This is a genomic window from Aeromonas sp. R4-2 (assembly GCF_040908295.1).
Taxonomy (GTDB): Bacteria; Pseudomonadota; Gammaproteobacteria; order Enterobacterales; family Aeromonadaceae; genus Aeromonas; species Aeromonas veronii.
The window spans coordinates 247,603-263,610 of record NZ_JBFODL010000011.1 but is presented as its reverse complement, the minus strand read 5'-3'; the positions used below and the strand labels follow the sequence as shown (position 1 = coordinate 263,610).

The following is a 16,008-nucleotide window of genomic DNA, read 5'->3' as shown; positions in this document are numbered from 1 at the left end:
GTGACTGCGTATGGCCAACCAGACTCCCCGCTCCACAGCCAAAGACAGCGCCCTGCGCCGCCTGTTGCCTCTGATGCTGCCGCTGCTGTTCCTCACCGGTTGCGCCCGTCAGGAGCCGGTCAATGAGACCCTGCCGATCCTCAACCAGTTGCGGGAACAACAGCTGGCCGAACAGCCCCAACTGCAACTGCAGTACCAGCAAGCGGAGACGCAACTGCCAGCGGATCAGGAGCAGCAGTTGCATCAGTTTTTGGGACGCAAGGATCCGGCCCGGATTGCGCTGGTAAGCGGCCCCGGGCTGCAAACCGACATGCTGGAGAGTGCGCGGATGGCGAGCGTGCGGCTGACCGCACTCACCCGCTTGCTGGGCTCTCGCGCCATTGAGCTGGAGCCCCGCTATGACCCCATGCTGGCCCCCAATACCTTGCTGATCCGCATCCTGCCAAACGGTGAACCGGGGGCTGTCACCCCAGCGGCGGCGCAATAAGGTCAATGCAAGAAGTCGGAAAGGCCACCCGATAGAGGGGATAAGGGGCCAGCCCCCACAATTTGCGCCAACCCTGGGTCAGACGGTAAGAGAGCAGCGGCGGGCTCTGGTGCAGCTCGCCTAAAAACATCACCCCCTGACTCATCCCTTCACTCGCCAGCGTCACTGACATCGCCTCCCGATCAGGCGCCACCAGCATGGCCTGCAGCAGGCCGTCACAGCGGGGATGGGCCAGCTGATAGCTGACATAGGTGCCGCCCAATACCGGCGTAGCCACCCTCAAGCGCCAGCCCATCTGGACCAGCTCCAGCAGCATGGGCTTGGCTCCCTCGTTAACTGCCCGGTTCTGATAACGCCAGCCCATGGCGGCAGCACTGAGCAGCGCCACCAGCAACAGCAACAGATATCCCCTAGATAGATGCATCACGGCGTCCCCGGATAAAGAGGATGGTCATCACCAGCAACATGATGGCCCACTGGTAGAGCTGGGCCAGCGAGCCGGTATGCAGCCAGCCATACCAGCGCAGATCCAGGCTCATCAGCACCAACCGCAGCTGATTGGCCCCGATATAGAGCAGGCAAACCAGCAGCAACATGGGCCACTGCCGGTAGAGTGGGCGCTCCGGTGCCAGCCAGCAGCAAGAGACCAGCCAGGAGAGCACCACCAGATAGAGTTGAGAAAACGAGGAGCACCCCTTGAGCACAATCAGCGCATGGCCCCCCAACCGCTCGATGCGATTGCCATCAAGGCGAGTCTCCCAGCCCAGCAGCTGCAACCACTGGCCCACCCCCCAGGCATCGAGCGCCAGCACAGGGCCGGAGAGCAGGGCAAACACCTGCTGCCCCCACAACACCGCCACGGTAAAGGCGAGCACAATCTGCAACACCGCCCGCTCATCGCCACTCTGATGACGGCGCCATAGCGAGGCCACCAGCAACAGACAGGCCAGCGCCTTGCAGCTGGCGCTGGGGATCAGGATCAGCAGGATAAAGAGGGCGAGCACCAGTGGATGCGGACGCCAGTTCGGTGCAACCCGCGATGCAATTTGCCACCAGATAGCAATCAGCAACACCACCAGCAGGTTGAAGTGGCCCATATTGAGCCACACCATGCCCCACTGATTGGCCAAACCAAGTAGCAGCCAGTTGGGTGCCCACTGCCAGGGACGGATCTCCATCGCAACTCCTGCCGGTTATCAGCACTTTTGACCGCTGTCGCAAGTTCCATGCCTGCCCGACCTCACCCGGATCAAGCCAAGTCCGAGGATGCAACAAAGCTGGCACGCTTTATTCATTCCACCCTGCTGGCACTAGCGCCAGGGAGAAGGAGTGAGCAATGAAACTCAAACCGTTGGCAGGGCTGCTGGGGATGTTGTTGGTAACCTCCCCCGCATACGCCTTGACCGAAGTCGATACCGAACTGCAACTGCTGATGGATGTGTCGGGCAGCGTCAGTTCATCGGAATTCAATCTGCAATTACAGGGGTATGTGGACGCCTTTTACAGTCAGGATGTACAAAGCGCCATCCTCGACACCAGTGGTGGCAAACTCGGGTCCATCGCCGTACAGATGATCATGTGGAGCAGCAGCAACCAGCAGAGCGTGATGACTGACTGGTTCCACCTCTACGACATGACCTCCATCAACAACTTCGCCGCCACCCTAGATGCCCTGGTCCGCCCCTATGCGGGGATGACGGCCCCCGGTTCGGCCATGGCCTTTGGTGCCCAGCAGTTTGATACCAACAACTACACCGCCGCCCGCCAGGTGATGGATGTGTCAGGTGACGGTATCCAGAACAACGGGCTGGATACCTCTACCGTGCGGGATCAACTGCTCGCCTCCGGCATCGATACCATCAACGGCATCACCATAGGTCAGGACTATGCCGATGGGGTGTTGCAAGAGTGGTATGTGGAGAACGTGGCGGGCGGTCAGGATGCGTTTGTGATCAATGCCACCACCTTTGCCGACTTTGGCAATGCGCTGGAGCTCAAACTGGCTGCCGAAATTGAGGGGGGCATTATTCCGGAAGGGGCACTGGCCGCCCCCATCGAGGAGATCCCGCTGGCCGCCCAGCTGCTTCTCGGTATGCCGCTACTGCTGGCCTGGCGCTATCAGCGCCGATCTCAAGGCCGTCCGCAGCAAGCCAACTGGCAACAATCGCCAGCTATCGGCTAGTTAATCACCCCGTGTGTTGCGATTAGGGAGCCATGGCTCCCTGATTTTTTTGTGGCGGTGATGATCTGAATGCAGAGCGCAAAGGCTAGTCGCCCTGACGAAATTAGCCCGATTGACCAATATGCCAGCTCTGACCATATGGATGCTGCACCGCTTGTTCTTCTGAGGGCAACAACGATAACGCCTCCAAAGTTGATGCAATAAGTTCACTCTTGCCCAGCGCCTGGCGTAGAGAGAGCGCCTCTGACAGCACGGCGCGAGCGTTATCATAGGCGCCGGTCTGTACGAGAGCCTTGCCAAGATGATGCAGTGCGAAATGCCGCATAAGGGATTTTGGTTGCAACCGACAAACTACTTGGGTGGCCAAGGTGACAGCTTCATCTGCACGATCGAGCCGCTGCAAAACCTGCACCAGGCGTAGTTCTGAGCTAACGCGAGCAGCATCGTCCTCTGAAACCATCTGCGCGGAGATCACCTCTCGGAGAATGGCCTCAGCCTGAGCGGCTCGTCCCACACATAGCAACATAAAGGCGGCAGCGCTCCGAGCTCTTGAAGCATCTTGTGATAATGCAGCACAGGGATGTAGGTCGAGGGACTGATTGGCAACAGCCAGCATGGCTATTGGGTCTACCGCTTTGGGGAGCAGAAAAGGAGCGCACAAGCGGTATTCCGTACCGGTGCCAGTGCCGGTGCCTGCGACGCAAAACGTGTAGTCATCAGTGAGCGCCATGGGTTGATTCATCAATCCTCACGTTTGAAATAAGCTGCCTTGCAACATTCGATACTTGCAGCAAGCAAGGGCTGTAGGTTCGATTAGCACAGCGTAATCGGACGTTCGCGGCCTTTCTGCAATATTTCTATTCAACTCGCTAAAACCCTCCCATCTTGCCACTCCGCCCCCCAAAAAAACTGACTCTCGAACTGGCGTCGGTCGTGACGTTATTGCCGCATTGACATGGAATTTCACCGCGATCGTCCGATTACGCCTACCGGCTAATCGAACCTACGAGCGCTGTCCTTCTTGAAGACTATGTCAACTATTACTCAACCACTACCGTTCCAAAATTCCTATAGCCAAATGAGTAATTACGGATATTATCGAGCAGCATTTTTGCATTCGGGGGGAAATTTTCATTTTGAATGAGCTCCAATAACTCTTTAATTAACTCCAGATAGTGGTAAGCAAAACACGGGTGTTTTAGAGCATTCAGGACATCTAGGTTAAATACTTTTTTTGTATAAACGGTTAACGACTGTGTTTTAGATTGCCATTTAAATAGATATGTTCCCTTGTCATCGTCAGTTAGTTCATGTTTAGGGATCACGTAACTAGTCCCATGAGCTGCGATATTCCTTAGTGTAAAGATGGAATTTATTGCTGACGTTTTTTCTTTATCTAGAAGGTTGTCAATACTAACCCCTAAATAGTCTTTGTATTGACGTTTTAACTTATCCCACCCACCTTGGAACTCTACATCTTCTTGAAAGCGCTTGAGTAGCTCATAAGAACGCGTTAATACCCTGTACTCTGGTTGACCTGAATTATTAATCGAATGTTCACCTAATAATTCCGAGTTGCGTTGTATAATTTCACAAAGCAGCGAGCGTAGGCTTCCCTCTAAAATCGCTGCATTCATATTCATTAATGCAAGATTAAGCCCGATAAATAATCCATTAAGTTCATGTTTGTCATAAGCCACAGAGAAAGGGTTTTTTACATCAAGCATACAGATTTCTTTCTTAATCTTTAGTGCAAGCTCATCATATGCATAGAGTAAATGAGCCGATGTGTTCATTTGTATAAACGTAAAGTGATTTCTTTCCATTCAAAAACCTAATTATCTAGTAAACTGCTGCTTTGGAATTTCTTGTGATAGCTAACACTTTGTTAAGAGTTGAGCAATTTAGTGTCAAAGCCACTGCAAATAATATTGTTCGCATCAACCAATAAATCATTAAAAATGTATTAACAACCAACGCCAGACTTATAAGCGTATTATCAACGCCTTACGGCGGCTCCACTTGTACCACTGGGTAAAACCACAGTCAACAAACGGAAATAGAAAATGCAGCCTATCTCCTCTTTTATCGGCTTGCCGCGATGTTTACTCCACCATCTTCACGATATAAAAAAGGCCTCATTAAGAGGCCTAATCAGAAATATTCAGGTTTCGGCTGATAGCCCGCTTTTACGGCAATCACCCCGGCTCTGGTGACAAGGGCAGCACCTGCCCATCCAGCGCATGATCACTATTGGATGGATAGTCCGGCACCGGCTCGCAGTAGGGAATCCGGCTTAGCACCGGCGCCTTGACCAGAGCGGCCAGTTGATCTGAGCGGCGCAGGCTGGCATCCGCCAGTTCGGCCACCAGCGCCAGACCGCAGCCGAGCCCCAGCCCGCCAACAATGCCTGCCAGCAAAAACAGCCAGAGCGGGTAGTTGCTCGGCTTGCTGGGGGCAAAGGGTTTGTCGATCACCTTGATCCGCTCCCCCTGCTCGAAGTTGCCCAGATCGCCGGTCACCTTGGCCTTCTCATAGCGCAGCAGCAAGTCCTGATAGAGGGTGCGCTTGACCGCCAGATCCCGCTCCAGTTCGGCGAGCTGGCGCTCGGTATCCCCCTGGGAGTCGACCACCTTGTCCAGCCCATCCAGCTGACTCTTCAAGCCGGCGGCGTTTTGCTCCGCCTCCGTCAGTTGCGTCTGGGCCAACTGCCACTCGGGCCCACGCGCCATATCCGGTTGGGATTTGAGCTGCTCGAACTCCTGCTGCAACTGGTCAATCTGATAGCGCAGACTCTGCACCTTGCTGTGCTCGTCGCTGTAGCGGGCCCGCAGCAACACCAGCTCGGTGCGCATCAGTTGCAGCTTCTCATCCAATTGGCGAGCAAGCTGGCTCTCCTGCCCCAGCGATAGCTGATCGACCCGGGCCTTGGCCTGCTGCAAGGTGATCAGGCTCTCGGCATAGCGCTCCTGCAAACCATAGAGACGGGCGACGTTGGTACTCTGCTGCTGGGGCAAGGCGCTGGCATGCTCCCGTTTGAAGTCGGCGAGCAGCAGCTCTGCCTCTTGCAGTTCGCTGCGCCGGCTGTCGAGCTGGCTTTGCAGGAAACGTTCGGACGATTCCGCCGACTGGCGCCCCTTGCTGAGCAGGTTGAAGAAAAAGCGCCGCGAAATGGCTTCGAGCAAACCGGCGCTGTTGGCCGCCGAATCCGCTTTGACCTTTATCTCGATCACCTCATCGCCGATCAACCGCAGCGAGACGGCACTCGAGAGCCAGTCCATGATGGCATCGCGCTGAGCTGGCGGGGTCTCGTCATTGACCAGACCGCGATCCCGCGCCACTCCATCGAGCACATAACGGCTACGCAGCAGGGCTTCGAGCACCGCAAAGCGATCTTTCAGGCTCTCCTGGGTGATCAGATCCTTGAGGGTCGGGGTCTGGTTGGCATCTTGCGGCACCATAAAGGTGGTGCGGCTCTCATACTCCTTGGGGGTGAGCAGACCCACCGTCACGCCCACCAGCGGCATCACCAGTACCGGGATCACCAGCAGATAGCGACGGCGCCAGGCGGCAAAGAGAATGATGTAGAGGTTGTAATAGAACTGAACAGGCATGGCATCACTCCCTGAGAAAAGCCCTCCCCCCGCACGATGCAAAGGCAGTGCCACTACAGGAGCTGATCGCCTCTGTGGGCAGATAGCAAGAGTGGTACAAGATTCGCATTCTCCCGCTATCCGGGGTGTCACCCCTTCCCTTGCCGGAGCGCGAACCATGTTGTCATCAATCCCGTCGCACAGACCCCATCCCCGCAGAAGCTCCATCGTTCAAATCGTGCAGCACCTGCAGCCCGGCGGGCTGGAGACCATGGTGCTCAACCTCACGCAGGCGAGCCCGGCCGAGCAACCGGTGCATATCATCTCTCTCGAAGGGTGCAAAGGGGATGTGCTAAGGGCATGGCCCGCTCTGCATCCCTTTGCTGGCAATATTCACTGTCTGGAAAAGCCCGCGGGCTGGTCGCTGGCGACCCTCTGGCGGCTCACCCGATTGCTGCGCCAACTCAAGCCAGCCGCGGTACATACCCACCATCTTGGGCCCATGCTCTATGGCGGGCTGGCCAGTCGGCTGGCCCGGGTGCCCACCCTGGTACACACAGAGCACGATGCCTGGTATCTCGATGATCCCCATCAGCGCACGCTGGCCCTGTGGGGACTGCGCGTCTTCAAACCCATTCTGGTGGCCGATGCCACGCCGGTAGCCAACCAGCTGCTGGCCAAGCTGGGCCAGTTGTCGCCAACCGTGATCCCCAACGGCATCGATGAGCTGCGCTTTGCCCCGGGCGCCGCCGCCCTCGCCCGTCAGGAGATGGGACTGCCGCAAGGGGTCAAGTTGATTGGCTGCGCCGCCCGCCTTGAGTCGGTCAAGGGTCACACCTTGCTGCTGGAGGCGATCCGCGCCCTGCCGCAGGAGGTGCATCTTGCGTTGGCAGGGGTCGGCAGTTTGCAAAATGCGTTGCAACAACAGTGTCAGCAACTGGGGATCGCCCATCGGGTCCATTTTCTGGGGCTGGTCGAAAACATGCCGCGCTTCTATCAGGGGCTGGATCTCTTCTGCCTCCCCTCGCTGGCGGAGGGGATGCCGCTCTGCGTGCTGGAAGCACAGGCGTGCGGGGTACCGGTGGTGATGAGCGACGTGGGGGCGGCCAGAGAGATCGTCTGTCAGGACAGCGGCCATATCCTGTCGGAGCGGGATCCCGGCCGCCTTGCCCAGCTTCTGGCACAAGGGTTGCTGCAGTGCCATAGCCTGCGTGCCGTCACCCGTGAGTTTGTGTGCCAGCAAAGCAGCTTGAGCCGGATGGCTCAGGCCTATCAGCAGCTTTACAGCCGCTGATCAAGCGACCCGATGACCAGAGGAGCATCCCATGGAATGGATCATGATCGTGTTCTGGCTGTGCGCTGTACTGGTGGTCTACCACCATGTCGGCTATCCCCTGCTGCTCAAATTCGGTGGTCGGCAGGCACGCAAGGTAGCCAATCCACCGCGCCCTCTGGATCGAGGGTTCAAAACAGACGCCACCGATGAGGCGCTGCCGACCATCACCCTGCTGATGCCAGTCTACAACGAGGCGGCGACCATCGCGGCCAAGCTGCAAAACCTCGCCAGCCTCGATTACCCCGCCGACAAGCTGTGGGTGCATGTGCATTTCGACGGCTGCAGCGACAACAGCTACCCCATTGCGCTGAGCCAGCTCGGAGATCCCGCCCTGCAGCAGTTGCAGATCAGGCTGTTTGATCACCCGCGCAATCGCGGCAAGGTCGCCGTGCTCAACGAGGCCATGACCCGGGTGCACAGCGATCTGGTAGCACTCACCGATGTCTCGGCCCTGCTGCCCATCGACAGCCTGCTGCTGGCGGTCGCCCATTTTGCCGATCCCAAGGTAGGGGTGGTCGGGGAAGCGTACCGCTTCTGGCAACCGGGCTCCCAGGGCGAGGAGAGTTACTGGCACTATCAAAGCCAGATCAAGCTCTGCGAATCGGCCCTTGGCGGCATGCTGGGTGCCCACGGGGCCTTTTACATGATGCGCCGGGAGTGCCTCACCCCGCTGGCCGCCGATACCATCAATGACGATTTCATCCTGCCGATGCAGGCCATCGCCAAGGGGTATCGGGCTGTCTATGACAATCGCTGCGCCGCACTGGAGCTGGAAGTTTCCAATGCCGCGCTGGAGGCGGCACGGCGCAAGCGGATCGGGGCCGGCAACACCCAGCAGCTGCTGCGGTTGCTGCCCCTGCTACACCCCAAGTTCGGCTGGGTTGCCTTCAACTTTGCCAGTGGCAAGGGGCTGCGGGTGTTGATGCCGCTCTGCCTGACTCTGCTGTGGCTCTGCGCCATCCCGCTGGCTACCCAATCCCTGCTGTTTCAGCTACTGCTGGGGCTGCAACTGCTGGGGTATCTGCTGGTCATCCTGATCCAGCTGACCCCTGTCCACCCCTGGCCCAATCTGTTTCGCAAAATCCACTATCTAGTGCTCGGACACTGGTACAACGGCATGGGCACCCTGCGCTACTGCCTGCGCGCCCCCATACGTTTCATGTCACAGGAGAAAGCCGTATGACACACCCCATTCCAAGATTGACCCTGGTGGTCAAACGCAGCATGGATCTGCTCGGTGCCACTCTTGGCCTGCTGCTGACGCTGCCACTGTGGCCGCTGATCATGCTGGCCATCCGGCTCGATAGCCCGGGTCCGGTGTTCTTTCGTCAGCTGCGGATCGGGCGCAGCCACGCCACCCATACCGAGCTCTTTTTCATGATCAAGTTTCGCACCATGCGCGCCGACGCCGAGGCGGCCACCGGGCCGGTCTGGTGTGGCAAGGGGGACAGCCGGATCACCCGCAGCGGCGACTTTCTGCGCAAAACCCGGCTCGATGAGCTGCCGCAGTTTATCAATGTGCTCAAGGGGGAGATGTCGCTGATCGGCCCCCGTCCAGAGCGACCCGGGATCGCCAATCGGCTGGAAGATGCGGTGCCGTACTTTATCGAACGCACCTATGAAGTGGCCCCCGGTATTACCGGTCTGGCACAGGTCAATCAGGGTTACGACGAGTCGCTGGATGATGTGCGCAGCAAGTTGGCGTTCGATCTGGCCTACTCGGTCGCCCTGCTCCACCCCTGGCGCTGGCTGGTGCAGGATGTACATATCATTGGCAAGACGATCGCCATCATGGTCGGCAAAAAGGGGCGCTAATCCCGCCGCACCAACCTCAACCACATATCAACGCCCATCAGGCCATTGCTACTGCAATGGCTTTTTTTATGGCGCATCCTTGTGGCAAATCAACGTTGATCACCGAGAAGTCAGCGATCTGATCGCCATCATCTGGCCCCATCCATCCAAAGGCCTGATGCCTGTTTGACCAACAGCAGAAACCCAAGCGTTGCGTGATCACAGAAGCAATCCGCCCCCTGCAACCCCTAACACCGGCACATAAAAAAACGAGTGGCCAGCGGCCACTCGTTTTGACAGGTTTCTCCGTGATTCAGGCGCCGTAGACGGCCAGAATATCGGTCACTCTGTTGCTCACGCTGTACCCGCGGGCGATGGTGTTGCGGGCCGCCTGACTCATTTTGCTGCGCACCACCCCATCGCTGCGCAGCCAGTAGTTGACCAGCTCCGCCATATCCCGCACATGGCCGGGCTCCACCAGCCAGCCATTGGATTTATGGTCGATCAGATTGACCAGCCCCCCCACCGCAAAGGTACAAACCGGTATGCCGTGAGCCATCGCCTCCAGGGCCACCAGCGGCAACCCTTCAAAGCGGGAAGTGATGCAGAGCAGGTCGATGTTGTGCCACTCATTGGCCATGTTCTGGAAACCATGAAGCTGGACGCGATCACCATACTGCTGCAACAAGGCGCTTTTCATGGGGCCATCCCCGTAGAGATGAAACGCCCCGTCCGGGCAGAAGGCAGCCAGCTGGCAGAACGCCTCCGGCCCCTTTTCCGGCGAGAGGCGGCCGACAAAGGCAATCCGGTTGCCAGTTACCGTAGCCGGCGTCGCAGGCATGGGGACAAAGTTGCTGATCACCGTGCTTGGCACAGGCAATTTGCGAGCGATGGGCTCGCTTACTGCAATACACTTCGCAAAACGCGCTGTGGTGCGATCCAGCCAGCTGTAAAACTTCAGCAATCCCTCCCCGTCATCCCCGCTGTGAAAGGTCGAAACCACCGATTTACCGGTGAACCAGGCTGTCAGCCGCCCCAGCACCCCGGCCTTGTAGCCGTGGGTATGGATCAGCACAGAAGCAGGCTGGCGGGCCAGACGGCGCATAAAATCGCGGCTGTTTTGGCACACCTCGTAGGGCAAGCCCTGTTGTTTGAGCAGGGTCGTAAACGGGGTCATGCCATGGTTGCTCACCAGCACTATGGTGGGGCGAAATCCCCTGGCCAGCAGATCGTTGGCCAAGTGGATAATGTGAACTTCTATTCCACCGACCTGACGCGCATCGATGGCCAGCCAGATCTGCTGCATGGGTAACATAGGCACCTCCTCCCGTGGCTCCATGCCACCTGAAATGAGGCGCTGCATAGAGCGGGCCAGTCAGGTAAGGAGGGGCAGGATCAGGCGCCGGGACAGGCGACCAGCAAGAGGGTCATGTCATCGAGGGCGGCATCATTGATGCGCTCATCAAACCAGCGGGCAATGCGATGAGCCAGTTGCTCAAGACCGGGCCCCGAAGTCAGGCAGATCTCTTTTAGCTGCGACTCCCAGCGCTGGCGCTCTGCGGCATCACGGCTATCGAGCAGACCGTCGGTCCAGAACAGCAGGATCTCGCCGGGCTTGAGCTGACGCTCATTGGTCACGAAGTGGGGATCCGGGCGCAAACCGGGCAAGGGGCCGGTCACGCCGACCTGACGGATGGTACCGGGCCCGACCAGCCAGGGCGCAGGGTGGCCCGCGCTGGCCCACTGCACCCGCCCCTTGTTGCCGAGCTCGATGCAGAGGGTGGTGAGCAGAGTAGCCCCCAATAACGGATCACTGTGAACCGCATTGGACAAGATGGTCAGCAAACGGGCGGGGGCGCGCTCCAGATCGTGCGCAGTCAGCAAGCCGCGCAGATAACCGGCATAGGCATGGGCGAAGAACTTGGCTTCCGCATCGTGGCCCATTACATCCCCGAGCCACAGCACCCGATCCTTGACCAGCAGAAAGTCACCGCCCCCCACGGTGGCCGCGCGGGTTTGCAACGCCAGCTGGTATCCCCCTATGGAGGTGGCGGGCAATAACGGGCGCAGCGCCGAGGTCATGCGCTGATCCAGCTGTTCGCCCCATTGCGACTTGAGCTGCTCCGAGCGTTGCAGCACCCGCGAAACCGCCAGCAACAGGTCCTGCTTGGTGATGGGCTTGACCAGAAAGTCATCGATCCCCAGCGCCCCCGCCCGACTCTGGGTCCACTGATCCTGATGCCCGGTCAGGAAGATAAAGGGCACCCCCTTCATCTTGGGATCCTTCATCAACTGCTGGCGCAGCCCAAAGCCATCGATCCCCTCCATCTCGATATCGGAGAGCACCAGCGCGGGAGGTTGCTTCCCGAGCGCCAGCAGGGCGGCATGGGAGTCGGCATAACTTTCAACCCGGTAGTGCTCATGGAGATAGGCGGTGAGCAGGGCACGCATCACCTTGTCATCGTCGATCACCGCGATCACCGGCAGCTGGTTGACCGGGCCCTGCTGGCGAAGGGTCACGCGATTGCGATCACCGTCGCGAGAGAAGTGCACCTCGGCAAACAGCTGGTGCACCAGCGCCAGCCCGTATCCGCCCTCCTGCAGCTCATCGGGTAACGGCGCGCTGGCAAGACCGGGTTGCGGGCCGCCATCATCCTCCAGTATCAGACTCAAGCCCGTTTCATCCTCTTTCAGCGTGAGCCAGAGCCGGGTCGCAGGAGGAGCTGTGTGTTTGACGCTATTGGTGGCCAGCTCACTGAAACAGAGCAGCCAGTTGGCTTGATCCTTTGGGGAGACCTGAAACAGGGAGAGCCCCTGTGCCAGCCGGTTGCGCAGTTCGCGCACCGCCTGCAAGGTTGCCGGAGCAGATCGCAACCAGTCATCCATATCGGGCCTCCATCAGCGGGCGATCAGATCCGGAAATTGAGCAAGGCACTGCGCCGGCACCAGCGCTTGAGCCATTCGGTCACCCGATTGCTGGGCAGCCGGTTGAGCTCGCGCAGGATCTCGCTGGCCAGCCCCGGGTTGAGTTTGTCGTTATAGACAGCGCCAATCAGATTGGCCTCGGCACGAGTCAGTTTATCCACCGCACTTTGTACCACGGTCGTCGGGGTCACCCCCGCCAGTACCACCAGCAGCGCCCCTTCACAGGCCCCACACACCTGATCGGCCGGAATATTGCCCCGATTGAGGGCGGTGAGCGGCGAGGTATCGAAGATCACCACATCGTAATGCTCCAGCCAGCGAACCAGCAGCTGGCGCAAGGTATCCTTGTTGCGAAAAGCCATCAGATCCTTGCCCGGCGCCGGGAGCAGCGACAACGACCGACCAGTGGCCACAGGCTCGGGCACATCATTGGGCCCCCAGGCAACCGCCGTGGCGCGGCCGGGGTGATAGAGATTGAGATCCACCAGCAGGGTGCGCAGCCCATCCGCCTCCGAGCGCCTTGCCAGCGCATCGCAGATGGAGCTCACCCCCTCTCCCCCTTCTGACGAGGTGACCGCCAGCGAGCGGATCCCCCGGGCGACCGTCGCCGCATAGAGGGATTCGAGCTCCAGATATTGAATGGGGATGCTCATATCAAAGCGTCCCGACCAGGGCCACCACCGAGATCGTGGTCAGGATGTCGCGCATGCCATCCATGAAGATGGCCCAGTTGCTGCTTTTGCTATCAGGGATAAAGACGGTGTCCCCTGCACGCAGCACCGGCAACTGGCTAAAGTCGGGCTCTTTGGCAAAGCCGTCGAGATCGAAGCTGCGGGCCTGATCCCCCTGACCACTGGTAGCCATGTTGATCACCACAATCTTCTTGATATAGGCGCTGCTGGTCGGGCCCCCCGCCTCTGCCAGCAGATCCAGCAGGGTCATGGAGGAGTCAAAGCGGTAGCGACCGGGACGGGCGATCGCCCCCAGCACCCGAATGGTGTTCTCCTTCGGCTCGTCGAGCCAGGGGCGATTCTTCTCCGGCAGATAGATGGAGTCGCCGGGCAGCACCTTGGGCAGCAAGGTCTCATCGCCGGTTTCAAAGTAGAGGGCAAGATCGAGCTTGCTGACCCGCGCCGTGCTGCCACTGCGATGGGCGATGCGCACATTGCGCAGATCCGCCGCCGCAGTCGGACCATCGGCGGCCGACAGGATGTCGATGAAGCCCATCTGCTCATTGAAGGCATAGCGACCGGGGGCCCCGACCTGACCGAAGATATAGATGGAACTGTCCGGTGACTGGCGCACCCACTGGGACTTGTTGTCACTGGGATCGGTGGGCAGCTCGGGGATCATGATGGTGAATCCGGCCCGGATCTTTGGCAGGCTGGCCAGCGCCCCCCCCTGATGGAGAAACTTGTCGAGATCAAACAGGGTTGGCGTGGCCTGCCCCCCTTCGGCGGTCAGGATCTGCACCTTGGCGATATCGGCCCGCTCGTTGGGTCCTCCGGCGTGGGCGATCAGATCCAGCAACGACATCTCGTCAGACCATTCATAGCGGCCCGGGATCCGCACCGCCCCCATCACCATCACCGCCCGTCCGGGTGCCACTTTCAACCAGGACTTCTCGTTGATATCGGTCTTTTCCGGCACAAAAATGGCATCACCGGGTTTGACTTGGGGAAGCGCCTTTTGCATCCCTTCGGTATAGGCCTGCAAGTCGATGGGTTCGATCGTGCCATCGGTGCGCAGCAAACGGATCTGGCGACTCTCGGCATAGCGGGTCGGGCCGCCGGCATTGGCCAGAATATCGAGGAAGGAGTCCCCTTCCCGCCCCTCATAGGCGCCGGGTTTGAACACCTCGCCCATGATGTAGATGGTGCGCGCTCCCCGTTTTATCTGCTCTTCATCCTTGGGCACGAAGATGGTGGCGCCCGGCGCCAGATTAGGGAGCAGCTTGTTGTTGCCGGAGTCGAGATAGGCTTTGAGATCGAACAGTTCGGGGGCATCACCATTGATCACCCGGATCCGCTCCACCCCGGCAAAGCGGGTCACCCCACCGGCTCGCATCAGCAGATCCACGATGGAGTTGCCGCTCTTGAAACTGAAGGCGCCGGGGCTGTTGACCTCGCCAAATACCTTGATCGCCTTGCCGGTATCGCCATCCCCGCCTGCCGCCAGGGTCGCCGCATCAAAATCTATTTGCACGTTGCCGATCAAAGGGGATGCGGGCACAAACACCACATCGAGGGATTGCAATGGCGGCAACACGCTGGCATCGCCGGTATCGAGATAACGCTTGTAGTCGAAGCTAGAGACCGTGCTGCCACGCCGCACCTGCATATTGTTGAGCTGGGCACCAGGCACCAGACCGCCAGCGGCATCGAGGGCCATCTGCACGTTGCCATCGGGCGCCAGATCATAACTGCCGGGTTTTTTGACATAGCCCATCACGCTGATCAGCAGCCGCTTCTCCAGCAAGGTGACGGTCAATTGAGAGAGGTTGTTGTAAACAGGTTTGAGGGCGGTGCGGATCAGCTCATCCGCCTGTTGCAGGGTCTTTCCCCCCACCACGACGTTGCCGACTTCAGGCAGTGCAATCTCCCCCTGCTTGTTGATCTGGAAAGGCTGATCAAAAGCAGGCTCACCGGGTTGCACTATGGCCAACCGATCACCGGGAGCCAACAAGGTGGAGGCCAGTAACGGGCAGGTGAACAACAGCAAGAGAACACAGATCAATCCTTCGAGAGCGCCCCGTTTCATAGACATCCTTTTCGTCTGTTACGTCTGCCCCCATTGGCGTAAGGGGAGCCCTGACCAATCAGCACGACAGCCATCCGCTGTTGTCTGTTGCAGCCGCAAACGTACTTGTTGTAGTGATTGTGCCAACACGGTCTGACGCCAGGCTACATCCGACCAGAGCCGTCCGTGCATATCCCGTTCGATATCAATACGTTGAGATTGTAGTCGTTTCAACTCGGCAGGCATACACCCCTGCAGACTCGCTTGCTTTAATTCCGTCAGCTGCAAGTCGAGTTCCTTCTGACGCTCATCATAACGAGACCAGACCCGCCGTTCATCCTCATTGACCGGAATTCGGGTGGGTCTTGCCTCGGCCATGCCGCCATACCCCTCCGGTGGCCACTGCGCACAACCCGACAACAGAATGGACGAGAGCAGGATACCAAAGCGTTTCATGATGCAGCGGCCATCATGCCACGGGAGCGCATATAGGCCTTGATGCTCTCATGGCAGGGGATCACCCGGTCGATATGCAGCATCTCCAGCAGGTCATGAGGTTGACCGGGTCCGCAGACAAGGGCCATCTGATGCCCGTTCATAATCAATCTTTTATAGAGAAATACCAAGGCTCCGATCCCCGACGAGTCGATAAAATGAACATCGCTGATATCGGCCAGGATATCTCCCGGGTGGGTCGAGAGGGTTTCAAACAACGGGCGGAGCTCACTGACGGCCATCGCGTCAAACTCGTTTTCCAGTACCACTACCTGGATATCATTAAGGGTGTAAGTCATGCTTTCCATCGCTAGCTCCTTGTCGATTCTCAGACTATTTGCTGTCACGGCATTCAGCACATTGCAAATGTTATGCCGGGCAGTGCCACGGCACTTGTTCTCCAAATGATACTCTTTGCGCCTTATTCACCAACACCCACTCCTCGTTTTGATTGCCA

General features: G+C 58.7%; 16 protein-coding genes. 5 read left to right on the top strand and 11 right to left on the bottom strand.

The genetic code is table 11. The features are described 5' to 3' along the window. Window positions 1-10 precede the first annotated feature (10 nt). On the top strand, window positions 11-487 hold the full coding sequence (locus tag AB5Y99_RS08510; protein WP_201902458.1) for a hypothetical protein: 477 nt from the start codon (window positions 11-13) through the stop codon (window positions 485-487). Here AB5Y99_RS08510 and AB5Y99_RS08505 read toward each other — a convergent pair. Together AB5Y99_RS08505 and AB5Y99_RS08500 are read right to left on the bottom strand one after the other, a co-directional pair. After that, window positions 465-911, bottom strand: a complete 447-nt coding sequence (locus AB5Y99_RS08505) for a hypothetical protein (RefSeq protein WP_201902459.1) — start codon at window positions 909-911, stop codon at window positions 465-467. The genes AB5Y99_RS08510 and AB5Y99_RS08505 overlap by 23 nt on opposite strands. Continuing rightward, window positions 898-1,665 (bottom strand): hypothetical protein, encoded by a 768-nt coding sequence (locus AB5Y99_RS08500; protein WP_323909163.1) that lies wholly within the window; start codon window positions 1,663-1,665, stop codon window positions 898-900. The genes AB5Y99_RS08505 and AB5Y99_RS08500 overlap by 14 nt, the downstream gene beginning before the upstream one ends. Before the next feature lie 158 nt (window positions 1,666-1,823). On the opposite strand from AB5Y99_RS08500, the gene AB5Y99_RS08495 reads away from it, so the two are divergent. Beyond that, entirely contained in the window at window positions 1,824-2,669 is an 846-nt protein-coding gene (locus AB5Y99_RS08495; protein WP_158113088.1) for a DUF1194 domain-containing protein, read from the top strand. 103 nt (window positions 2,670-2,772) lie between these two features. Here the strand turns inward: AB5Y99_RS08495 and AB5Y99_RS08490 are convergent, their stop codons facing one another. The 3 genes from AB5Y99_RS08490 to AB5Y99_RS08480 all read right to left on the bottom strand — a co-directional run bounded on the left by AB5Y99_RS08490 (window position 2,773) and on the right by AB5Y99_RS08480 (window position 6,283). Continuing rightward, window positions 2,773-3,411, bottom strand: a complete 639-nt coding sequence (locus AB5Y99_RS08490; RefSeq protein WP_368209391.1) for a hypothetical protein — start codon at window positions 3,409-3,411, stop codon at window positions 2,773-2,775. A gap of 298 nt (window positions 3,412-3,709) precedes the next feature. Beyond that, window positions 3,710-4,495, bottom strand: coding sequence for a hypothetical protein (locus AB5Y99_RS08485; RefSeq protein ID WP_368209390.1), 786 nt, complete (start codon window positions 4,493-4,495; stop codon window positions 3,710-3,712). Between the two features lie 372 nt (window positions 4,496-4,867). After that, complete coding sequence (locus AB5Y99_RS08480) at window positions 4,868-6,283, bottom strand: GumC family protein (protein ID WP_368209389.1); 1,416 nt, start codon at window positions 6,281-6,283, stop codon at window positions 4,868-4,870. A gap of 157 nt (window positions 6,284-6,440) precedes the next feature. Between AB5Y99_RS08480 and AB5Y99_RS08475 the strand changes: the two genes are divergently transcribed. Genes AB5Y99_RS08475 through AB5Y99_RS08465 form a run of 3 tightly spaced genes read left to right on the top strand, consistent with a single transcriptional unit; the run spans window position 6,441 to window position 9,413 of the window. Next, on the top strand, window positions 6,441-7,556 hold the full coding sequence (locus tag AB5Y99_RS08475; protein WP_368209388.1) for a glycosyltransferase: 1,116 nt from the start codon (window positions 6,441-6,443) through the stop codon (window positions 7,554-7,556). A gap of 31 nt (window positions 7,557-7,587) precedes the next feature. Further along, window positions 7,588-8,781, top strand: coding sequence for a glycosyltransferase family 2 protein (locus tag AB5Y99_RS08470; protein WP_368209387.1), 1,194 nt, complete (start codon window positions 7,588-7,590; stop codon window positions 8,779-8,781). Further along, the gene (locus tag AB5Y99_RS08465) at window positions 8,778-9,413 is read left to right on the top strand and encodes a sugar transferase (RefSeq protein ID WP_005333398.1); all 636 of its coding nucleotides are present in this window, start codon (window positions 8,778-8,780) and stop codon (window positions 9,411-9,413) included. Before AB5Y99_RS08470 ends, AB5Y99_RS08465 begins: the two co-directional genes overlap by 4 nt. Before the next feature lie 292 nt (window positions 9,414-9,705). Here AB5Y99_RS08465 and AB5Y99_RS08460 read toward each other — a convergent pair whose 3' ends face one another. From AB5Y99_RS08460 to AB5Y99_RS08435, 6 genes are all read right to left on the bottom strand, one after another. Further along, the gene (locus AB5Y99_RS08460) at window positions 9,706-10,707 is read right to left on the bottom strand and encodes a glycosyltransferase family 4 protein (protein WP_236297716.1); all 1,002 of its coding nucleotides are present in this window, start codon (window positions 10,705-10,707) and stop codon (window positions 9,706-9,708) included. Window positions 10,708-10,787: 80 nt separating this feature from the next. Then, window positions 10,788-12,278, bottom strand: coding sequence for a SpoIIE family protein phosphatase (locus AB5Y99_RS08455; RefSeq protein WP_368209385.1), 1,491 nt, complete (start codon window positions 12,276-12,278; stop codon window positions 10,788-10,790). Between the two features lie 23 nt (window positions 12,279-12,301). Continuing rightward, entirely contained in the window at window positions 12,302-12,970 is a 669-nt protein-coding gene (locus tag AB5Y99_RS08450; protein ID WP_005360129.1) for a tyrosine-protein kinase family protein, read from the bottom strand. 1 nt (window position 12,971) lies between these two features. Further along, window positions 12,972-15,077, bottom strand: a complete 2,106-nt coding sequence (locus tag AB5Y99_RS08445) for an SLBB domain-containing protein (protein WP_005360128.1) — start codon at window positions 15,075-15,077, stop codon at window positions 12,972-12,974. A gap of 18 nt (window positions 15,078-15,095) precedes the next feature. Continuing rightward, complete coding sequence (locus tag AB5Y99_RS08440; RefSeq protein ID WP_005351415.1) at window positions 15,096-15,512, bottom strand: hypothetical protein; 417 nt, start codon at window positions 15,510-15,512, stop codon at window positions 15,096-15,098. Continuing rightward, window positions 15,509-15,859, bottom strand: coding sequence for an STAS domain-containing protein (locus AB5Y99_RS08435; RefSeq protein ID WP_005333409.1), 351 nt, complete (start codon window positions 15,857-15,859; stop codon window positions 15,509-15,511). Before AB5Y99_RS08435 ends, AB5Y99_RS08440 begins: the two co-directional genes overlap by 4 nt. Window positions 15,860-16,008: the final 149 nt, after the last annotated feature.

What these genes read in the sequence shown, in the direction of transcription:
- AB5Y99_RS08510 (WP_201902458.1), top strand. Translation starts at nt 11, where the DNA reads ATGGCCAACCAGACTCCCCGCTCCACAGCCAAAGACAGCGCCCTGCGC.
- AB5Y99_RS08505 (WP_201902459.1), bottom strand. Translation starts at nt 911, where the DNA reads ATGCATCTATCTAGGGGATATCTGTTGCTGTTGCTGGTGGCGCTGCTC.
- AB5Y99_RS08500 (WP_323909163.1), bottom strand. Translation starts at nt 1,665, where the DNA reads ATGGAGATCCGTCCCTGGCAGTGGGCACCCAACTGGCTGCTACTTGGT.
- AB5Y99_RS08495 (WP_158113088.1), top strand. Translation starts at nt 1,824, where the DNA reads ATGAAACTCAAACCGTTGGCAGGGCTGCTGGGGATGTTGTTGGTAACC.
- AB5Y99_RS08490 (WP_368209391.1), bottom strand. Translation starts at nt 3,411, where the DNA reads ATGAATCAACCCATGGCGCTCACTGATGACTACACGTTTTGCGTCGCA.
- AB5Y99_RS08485 (WP_368209390.1), bottom strand. Translation starts at nt 4,495, where the DNA reads ATGGAAAGAAATCACTTTACGTTTATACAAATGAACACATCGGCTCAT.
- AB5Y99_RS08480 (WP_368209389.1), bottom strand. Translation starts at nt 6,283, where the DNA reads ATGCCTGTTCAGTTCTATTACAACCTCTACATCATTCTCTTTGCCGCC.
- AB5Y99_RS08475 (WP_368209388.1), top strand. Translation starts at nt 6,441, where the DNA reads ATGTTGTCATCAATCCCGTCGCACAGACCCCATCCCCGCAGAAGCTCC.
- AB5Y99_RS08470 (WP_368209387.1), top strand. Translation starts at nt 7,588, where the DNA reads ATGGAATGGATCATGATCGTGTTCTGGCTGTGCGCTGTACTGGTGGTC.
- AB5Y99_RS08465 (WP_005333398.1), top strand. Translation starts at nt 8,778, where the DNA reads ATGACACACCCCATTCCAAGATTGACCCTGGTGGTCAAACGCAGCATG.
- AB5Y99_RS08460 (WP_236297716.1), bottom strand. Translation starts at nt 10,707, where the DNA reads ATGTTACCCATGCAGCAGATCTGGCTGGCCATCGATGCGCGTCAGGTC.
- AB5Y99_RS08455 (WP_368209385.1), bottom strand. Translation starts at nt 12,278, where the DNA reads ATGGATGACTGGTTGCGATCTGCTCCGGCAACCTTGCAGGCGGTGCGC.
- AB5Y99_RS08450 (WP_005360129.1), bottom strand. Translation starts at nt 12,970, where the DNA reads ATGAGCATCCCCATTCAATATCTGGAGCTCGAATCCCTCTATGCGGCG.
- AB5Y99_RS08445 (WP_005360128.1), bottom strand. Translation starts at nt 15,077, where the DNA reads ATGAAACGGGGCGCTCTCGAAGGATTGATCTGTGTTCTCTTGCTGTTG.
- AB5Y99_RS08440 (WP_005351415.1), bottom strand. Translation starts at nt 15,512, where the DNA reads ATGAAACGCTTTGGTATCCTGCTCTCGTCCATTCTGTTGTCGGGTTGT.
- AB5Y99_RS08435 (WP_005333409.1), bottom strand. Translation starts at nt 15,859, where the DNA reads ATGGAAAGCATGACTTACACCCTTAATGATATCCAGGTAGTGGTACTG.